Source organism: Corynebacterium sp. KPL2895 (assembly GCF_040225815.1).
GTDB classification, from domain to species: Bacteria; Actinomycetota; Actinomycetes; order Mycobacteriales; family Mycobacteriaceae; genus Corynebacterium; species Corynebacterium rhinophilum.
Genome location: NZ_JBEHFY010000011.1, coordinates 78,549 through 86,940, shown reverse-complemented (window position 1 = coordinate 86,940; position 8,392 = coordinate 78,549). Strand labels below are relative to the sequence as shown.

Below are 8,392 nucleotides of genomic sequence, written 5' to 3'. Positions count from 1 at the left end.
CTAAGCCTGTACACGCTGATGGTACTGCAACCGGGAGGTTGTGGGAGAGTAAGTCACCGCCGACACCAAACAACAAAAAGATAACTACATACTGTTACTGGTAGTCCCCGAAAGACCACCACTCCGAATAACTGTGGGTGGTTGGTGTTTCGGGGATTTTCCGTCGTTTTACCCCCGCTGATATTTGTGACTTGTACTCTGCCGAGCTGGGGTTATGCGTGTCGGGTGTGTGGGTTTTACCCCTGGTGTCTTTTCGGGTGGGTAGTCTGATGCCTAGTTAGACGAAAACACATTCGACCATTCATGTGGAGTAATCGGGGTACTAACACGATGACAAGTAGCACACCACCACCCACCACAACAGGCCACGATCCAGTAGACGACATCATAACGGGGGATGCCCATGCAGCCGGCGGCAGCCATCAGGCACACGATCCCTGTGCCGATGGCATAGACAGTAGAGCAACCAGTACTGTCGCCGCGGATGACGGGGTTGCAGTAGGTGATGAGGCAGATGTACCGGTAGTCTTTTATGCCACCAACACACCACATAACCCTATTGCTGCAGCTGGAGTTAAGGCTAGGAAGAACTCCTGGTTGTTCTACCAATCACTACTTCCGGACTTAGATGATGACGTGGATCTGACACTGACCAGCTTGGCTAAAGACCTAGGCCTAACCTATAGCATCCTATCTGGCATTATTAGGGCACACTTCCGCATGCAGGAACTACCGCTGGTTACAGCCACCAACAGGCAGCAATGGATACTAGATACACCACGCCTTAGGGTTATCGACCGGGAAATAGAACGTGTAGGCGACAACCACGAACACATAGGCCTAGTCGATGCCGCCCTGGCAGATTTTCTCACACCGACAGCACCCAGCCAGCATGTGCCCACTGTGGCGGATATCCGCCGGTTTATCCGCGACTTCATCGACGCCCATCAGCTAGCAGTCGACGATATTGACGAGGTCGAGCCTGCCCTTAACGTAGCTGTGCATAATAACCGGGCCACGATTAGTTTGACGTGTGATAAAGCTACTGCTGCCATCATCGCCCGCCATATCGACAACCAAGCAGACAACAACAGGTGCGGTGCCGGTGAAGCTTTAATTCAACTCATCCTGGACAATACCCAGACGAAAGTCGCGATTAATACCTTCACCACCGACACCACCGGCGACAATAACGCCGCCGGTGCCGGTGCTGGTGCTGGTGAGGCGAAAGTGTATTTCCCAGGCTACGGCTGGTCCAGCATCACCAACCTAGAAAACATCGACACCTTCACCCGACAACTTAAACCAGAAGAAACCCCGGGCTACCAGCCCACCAGCCACATCCGCGCCTACACACAAGGCAGAGACCTCACCTGCCGCTGGCCCGGCTGCACCACACCAGCACACAAATGCCAACTCGACCACCGCATCGAATACAACAACGGCGGACCCACCAGCCCCGACAACCTCGTCACCCTGTGCCAACACCACCACAACATCAAAACCGACAAACGAGTCCACTACATCATGGACCCAATAACCGGCACCATCGCCTGGCTACACACCGACGGAACCTACCAAACAGACCACCCGAAAGGACCACTAGCCACCACAAACACACACTGGCACTACACCTGGAAACAATTCCTCACACACAAAAGAAACAAACACAACAACAAAAAATAAGAACCACCAACCCAGCACCACCACACCAGTGCGCCCAATTCAGCCCATGGGATGATGGGACGCAGCGAATGAGCGGGTTACTATGTAGAAAGGTAATTTCCCATTTACAAGGAGAACACGCTTTATGACTGATGCCGCGGCACGCGCCGTTGACTTGTTTAAACAATACGGAAGCGATGACACAGCCGTTATCGCCCTTGATCACGTGTCCATCGAGTTTGGAAAGAACCAATTCACGGCCATTATGGGCCCCTCGGGTTCGGGCAAGTCGACGTTGATGCACACGATGGCAGGCTTAGACTCTGCTACTTCTGGTTCGGCGTTCATCGGGGATACCGATATGTCTCATCTCAATGACAAAGACATTACGGCGCTGCGCCGTGATCGCCTGGGATTCATTTTCCAGTCTTTCAACTTGGTTCCTACCTTGACGGCTGCGGAAAACATTTCGCTGCCGACGGACATTGCAGGTAAGGACGTCGACAAGCAATGGTTTGAAGAAGTCACCCGCCGCTTGGGGCTGGCGGAGCGTTTGGAGCACCGTCCGGCGGAATTGTCTGGTGGTCAGCAGCAGCGTGTGGCATGTGCTCGCGCTTTAGTGTCGCGGCCGGAGATTATTTTTGGAGATGAGCCTACGGGTAACTTGGACTCCAATTCTTCGGCTGAGGTGCTGGATATTCTGCGCACTGCGGTGGATCAGGATGACCAGACTGTGGTCATTGTGACGCATGATGCCAAGGCGGCGTCTTATGCTGATCGCGTAGTTTTCCTTGCTGACGGCAAGCTCGTTAACGAACTGCAGGATCCGACGATGGAGGCCATTCACAATGTAATGGCAGAGATTGAGGGTTAAATGGCACGCGGAAACGCAATGCGCAGGGTGTCCGTGCGCAATATTTTGGCGCATAAGTTGCGCCTTGGGCTGACAATTTTGGCGGTGGTTTTAGGCACCGCCTTTATTGCTGGCTCTTTCATGTTCACTAACTCTTTGAAGGCTACTTTTGATTCCGCGGTGGATAACCAATTCCGCGGTGTAGACGCAGTAGTTAGTGAGAACGATGATAGTGACCAGAAGCTGGATGAAGTGCTGCGCCAACAGCTGCTTGATGATCCCGCGGTTAAAAACATCAACGTCGCTGACTCGCAGACCGTGGTTGTTGCCGATGAAAATTCGGAGGCTTTCCAAACCCAAAGTGGTACTGCGAGCCTTGTGCCGTATTACCCCGCGGATAAAACCGTCGGTGGATCTAGTGAGCTGGTTGAAGGCGATGAGCCAAAAGCCATAGATGAGGTAACGATCAATTCCTCTGCTGCGGAGAAATACGATATTTCCGTTGGCCAGAAGCTTTTGGTGGTTCATCCGGATAGCCAGGATGAGGTTAGGGTCACAGGCATCGTGGAGCCGCCGGTGGAGCAGGGCGATAGCATCGAGCTGCGGATGGGCGAGGTTGATTACCTAGGACGATTTGGTGATCCCTCCCAGCTGAAGGTCTCTGCCGCTGATGGCGTAGATGCGAATGCGCTTGTCGATGACCTCAATGACAAGTTCGACATCAAAGCCGAGTCCGGCGAGCGTCTGGCAGAGCAAACCAGTGAAGCAATGACTGAGGCCTTGAAGTTTGTGAACTACTTCCTCGTTGCCTTTGGTCTTATCGCCTTGTTGGTGGGTACCTTTATTATTGCCAATACGTTTTCCATGATCGTGGCCCAGCGCATTAAGGAGTTTGCTCTGCTGCGCGCTTTGGGCGCTTCGCGTCGCCAGATCACCAATTCTGTTGTGGTGGAATCTGTCATCGTTGGCGTACTGGGTTCCATCGTCGGTGTTCTTGCCGGCGTGGGATTAGTCGCTGTTATCAAGGCAATTATGGGCGCCAACGGTATGGACATCGGCGGCGGCTTGGGCTTGAGTGTTGCGGCCGTGGTGGTCCCCATTATTTTGGGCACGATTGTCACCGTGGTCTCCGCGTGGGCTCCTGCGCGGCGCGCGGGTGCTGTGGAACCGGTCGAGGCGATGCGCACGACGGAGTCTGCCTCCGGCTCTTCTTTAAAGGTCCGCACGATTTTCGGTGCGATCCTCATGATCGGCGGTATTATTGCGGCGTTTGCGGGCGTGCTTAGCGATGCCGAAACGAACGTCCGCGCCATTCTCGTCGGCCTCGGCGCCGTCGGAGTAATTATTGGTTTCTTCCTGGCTGGGCCCGCGCTCTCTTTGCCACTGGTGCCAACACTGGGCAAGGCTATTGGTGCGCCTTTCGGGTCCATCGGCAAGCTGGCTGCTACTAACTCGCGGCGTAACCCGCGCCGCACCGCCGCTACGGCCTTTGCCCTAACCCTGGGTGTGGCATTGGTCACGAGCATCGGCATGCTGGGGCAGACGATGAAGGCTTCCATCTCGGATACGGTGGACCAAACTATTACATCGGACTATATTTTGTCCGGTCCAAGCTCCGGAAGCTTCCCGACGCCGAAGGAAACCGGTGCGCGTGCCGCAGAGGCAGACGGTGTGGATAAGGTCATTACCGTTGGCTCGGCCCCGGTTGCCGTGGACGGTCAGGCCTCCTTGGACTTTGGCGCCGGCGGTTTGTTCACCGTGACGGTAGATGCTGACCCGACCGCGATGCTGGCGATGAACATGGTGGAAGGCGATGCCAATATTGAAGGTGGCTTTGCCGCCACAGAAGACTTCGCCAAAGAAAATGGCTGGAAGGTAGGAGAAACCTACGAGGTCACCGGAAGCGAACCAGGCAAGACCGCGGAAGCGAAACTGGTCGGTACCTTTGAGCCCATCGAGACCATTCAAAATATGGTGGTTTCGCAGGACGTGGCAGAACAGGTCGCCGCTGACGGTGAATTCTCCGTGCAGATGGTGGGCGTATTAGGCCAAGAAGGCTATGACAAGGAAGAGTTGCGCCAGAACCTCGAGGATGCTGTCAAGGATCTCGTGGTGGTACAGGTCAATACCGGTAAGGAATATGCGGGTCAGGCTGCTGGCTTCATTGACCAGATGCTGGCCATTCTCTACGGTCTTCTTGCACTAGCCGTGATCATCGCGGTACTGGGCATTGTCAATACCTTGACCTTGGGCGTTATCGAGCGCCGCCAGGAGATCGGCATGTTGCGTGCGGTGGGTACGCAGCGCCGCCAAATTCGCAGGATGATCACTCTGGAGTCGGTCCAGATTTCGCTTTTCGGCGCAATCATGGGCATTCTCATTGGCCTCGGCTTGGGGTGGTCCTTCATTGAGATCTTGAATGATCAGGGCCTTGGCGGCGCCGAGGTTCCGTGGGGCATGTTGGTAACCATGCTGCTGGGATCCGCAGTTGTGGGCATCATTGCAGCGGTATGGCCATCGCAACGCGCGGCAAAGACGCCGCCGCTGGAGGCGATTGCGGATTAATGCCTGGATATCCAGGCCTTGACCGCATCCGTGGTCTTGAGGTCTGGAAGGTAGGCGTGCATCGTCGCTAGACCGATATTAGGAAGTTTCAGCTCGTCGTCGTAGCACAGGAACCATGGGTGCTCTTCGGGCTGGAACTTCTTTTTGCTTGCCGCCAGGCTGTGGAATCCGTAGAAGGGCTCGACCTCATTGCCTAGGCGCTGCAAGAGATTGTCGAGCCAGGAGGGCGACGGTGCTTGCCCGGCCAGAGGGGCGCCGGATAAGGAGATCCAGGTAGAGCCCTCGGAGTGTGCGATGAGCAAGGCTTCTGAGATGAGCAGTTCCATAACTCCCTTGAAACCGTGCTCGTTGCGGCGCATGACGTCGAGGGTATAGCCCACGATGGAGCCGTTTTCGAAGACAGGCATCCAGCTGGTGACGCCGTGGAGGGTGCCGTCCTGGGCTTCGGCAAGCAGCAGGCGAGTGCCGGGGACCTTCATCTCTTCTAGCCCGCCTAAGGTAAATCCCATTTCGGGCAGCGCCTTTTCTGCTACCCATTCCTCGCTGAGCGCGGTGATCTTGGCGATGGTGGTCAGGTCGAGTTCAGCCCAACTGGTCCAGCGGGTGCGAATTCCTTCCTTGGTTGCTTTATTGCGGGCGGTGCGCACGTTCTGGAATTTCTTTCCCTTGAACTCTGTGCGGCAGGGCAAGACGGCCTCTTCGGCAACGTGGACGCGCTTGAGTTCTGGGTGGGCGGCGGCGAAGTCCGCGTTGACGGAATACCAAGCCACGGACCAACCCTGGTTGGAGGCGAAGGTGGCGAATTCGGTGCTGATATCGCGGCCCACGGGTGTGCCTAGGGTGAGGGCGACGCCGTTGGAGACGCGGTAGGCCACGTAGGAATCGCCGTGGAAGAAGTAGCGGTTGGATTTCCACAGGGTCATAAAGGAGAGGTGGTCGCCCGTGCCGGATTCGAGCAGGCGGCGCGCGGTGCGGATATCTGCCGCGTTTGCTGGATCGGTGGGCCGGGAGAAGCCGCGATAGAGGCGGAAGGCCACGAAGATCCAAAAGGCATTTCCTATCCACTCGTAGAGAAACCAGGTAAGGGAGGACGTGGGGATTACGTGGTGGGGAAGTATCAGGGCCACCACGGTGGGCAGGAAGCGCAACGGGGTTTCAGCGAGCACGTTCGGCAGCGGGGCGTGCAGCTGCGCGATGAGAATCCAGAGCACCGAACCGCATGCGGCGATGCCAGCGCTTAACAGAGCGGTGCGCAGGAGATAGGCGCGGTTTTCGTGGGTGGGAAACAGCCGCCGGTTAATGAGCAGGATTGCGAGCACGCTAAGCCAAGGCAGCGTGACAGGGATGAGCTCGGGGAGGAAAGAAAGCCTATAGGCAAGCAGGGCAAGGGCCGCTACCTGCGATAAGACCGCGAGCCTCCAGGCGGTGATGCGCCCGCGCACGAGGCCGAAGCAAAAGACGAGTTGCAGGATGAGTGGCAACAGGTTGGCTACCACGGGCCCGATTCCGCGGCTATCTTGCCAGAGCAGGCGCGTGACATCGGAAAATGGGCCTTGCGCCAACGGATCCAGGGCGATGAAGGCGGGGCCTATCGCAACGCAGGCGACGCAGACGGCGATGAGCACGCGTTGTTCGCGGACGGTCGGCGTACCGGGTGCGGGTTTGGCGAGCAGCTGGCCGGCGGCGATGGATAGGGCGGCGGTAGTGATACCGAGGACATCGGAAAGCGCGCCCGCGTACAGCACGTACGTGGCGGTCAGGGAAAGAATGGAAATTCGGAGGCGGCGGCGCCACAGGCGGGGCATGAACGCGGAGGCGAACCCGGCCGCGCCTACGATGAATCCAATCGGACTGAGGAAGTCGGTGCTATTGGGCCAGTGCTTGGCGATGCCCAGCGTTATCGGCACTCCAATCGCCGTCGCCGCCAGCCCGGTGGTGAGGGTATAGGTGGAACCGAGGAGCCACTCGGCCGGGGCGAGCCAGGTGGCGATGAGCACGGTAATGATGATGGAAGCACCCGGGTGAGCGGTGGTGAGCGCAAGCCACGGTTTGAGGGGAAAATCGACGAGGTGTAGCGACCACATGATGGCCAGCAGAGCGATGGAAACGGGAAGCTTTTTAAGAATGGACATTGTTAATCCCATCGAACGGATCTGTTTCTACCTTGATGCCGCCGCGGGCAGCGGCCCAAGCAAAGGATTCGCGTAGCGCGGGGCGCCAGACCTGGAAGGAGTGCCCACCCGGCCGCGTGCCGTAATAGGTTTTCATTCCGGCTGCCCGAGCTTTATCTGATAGCGAGCGCAGGGCGTTGACGGATGCGGCATCGTCATCACCGGCGATGAAGATGGCCTGAAGGTTGTCGTAGCGGTTGCGCTCCAAGAGGTAGGCGGGGTCTTGGTTGTTATAGGCGGATTCATCGCCGTGGAAAAACTTATTAACGGTGGCGGAATGGTTGCCAATGGTCGGCTCGGCCTCGCCGGAGATATCGATAACGGAGCCGTAGGCATTCGGATGGGTGGTAGCTATTTGCAGCGCGCAGGTGCCGCCATAACTTAGCCCGCCAACGGTCCAGGTGTGCTGATCGTTGTTGACTTGGAACTTTGACTTTATATCTTTGGGAACATCGCGGGTGAGGTAGGTCATGACTTGGGCGACATCGCTATCGGCGCAGATGGGGTTCGCGGTCTCGGAACCGGTGGCATCGACGGCGATGACGATGGGGCTGCGCCCGCCATTGGCCGCTTGGAATTGATCGGCGGTTTCGTCCGCTTCGCCCGAACCAAACCATTGATCCGGGCCGCCGGGGTTGCCGTGGAGAAGGACCAGAACCGGGAGGTTGTGATCCGTCCAGTATGCGGGCGGGATATACGCGGTGGCGGTGCGCGCGGAGAAGTGGGACGTTGCGCTGGGCAGATCGACGTGGACGAGGGCGGCGCCGGAATGGGTGGTGGTGAACTCGTCATAGTCCATTTCCTTCGCCACAGGGCGCGGGTCGAGGGAGCCGACGTCTGGATAGGTTTGATATTCCATATTGACTAGCCCGACGGTGGCCAAGAGGGAAAAGATTCCCACCACGACCGTGATCACCTTGGGCCTGCGCAGGAGTGCGGCCAAGGGAACTACCGCGGCTAGATAGATGTGCCAGGGTACTTCCCAGTGCCGGAGGAAGAACCACCCAATGGCGCAGAGGACGAGGGCGAAAAGTATCGGCCAGATTTTCTTTTGGGTGATAACAACGATCGCCGCTACCGCGAGGATGAGGAGGAATATGACGCCGTTGACGGGCTCGGCCAATGGCAGGTTCATAAA

The 8,392-nt window shown here is 57.3% G+C and carries 5 protein-coding genes; 3 read left to right on the top strand and 2 right to left on the bottom strand.

Features of this window, described 5'->3' with window-relative positions:
- Positions 1–330: 330 nt before the first annotated feature.
- The 3 genes from ABRP95_RS06725 (at position 331) to ABRP95_RS06715 (ending at position 5,083) form a co-directional block, all read left to right on the top strand.
- Positions 331–1,686 carry an HNH endonuclease signature motif containing protein gene (locus ABRP95_RS06725; protein ID WP_349839130.1) on the top strand — a complete coding sequence of 452 codons (1,356 nt, stop codon included), beginning with the start codon at positions 331–333 and terminating at the stop codon, positions 1,684–1,686.
- A 124-nt stretch (positions 1,687–1,810) separates the two neighbouring features.
- Entirely contained in the window at positions 1,811–2,539 is a 729-nt protein-coding gene (locus tag ABRP95_RS06720; protein ID WP_284771031.1) for an ABC transporter ATP-binding protein, read from the top strand.
- Positions 2,540–5,083, top strand: a complete 2,544-nt coding sequence (locus ABRP95_RS06715; protein ID WP_284783330.1) for an ABC transporter permease — start codon at positions 2,540–2,542, stop codon at positions 5,081–5,083.
- Here ABRP95_RS06715 and ABRP95_RS06710 read toward each other — a convergent pair.
- On the bottom strand, positions 5,080–7,215 hold the full coding sequence (locus tag ABRP95_RS06710) for a bifunctional lysylphosphatidylglycerol flippase/synthetase MprF (protein WP_349839129.1): 2,136 nt from the start codon (positions 7,213–7,215) through the stop codon (positions 5,080–5,082). The two genes, ABRP95_RS06715 and ABRP95_RS06710, sit on opposite strands and share 4 nt — an antisense overlap.
- On the bottom strand, positions 7,202–8,389 hold the full coding sequence (locus tag ABRP95_RS06705; RefSeq protein ID WP_349839128.1) for an alpha/beta hydrolase: 1,188 nt from the start codon (positions 8,387–8,389) through the stop codon (positions 7,202–7,204). The genes ABRP95_RS06710 and ABRP95_RS06705 overlap by 14 nt, the downstream gene beginning before the upstream one ends.
- Between the last annotated feature and the right edge of the window lie 3 nt (positions 8,390–8,392).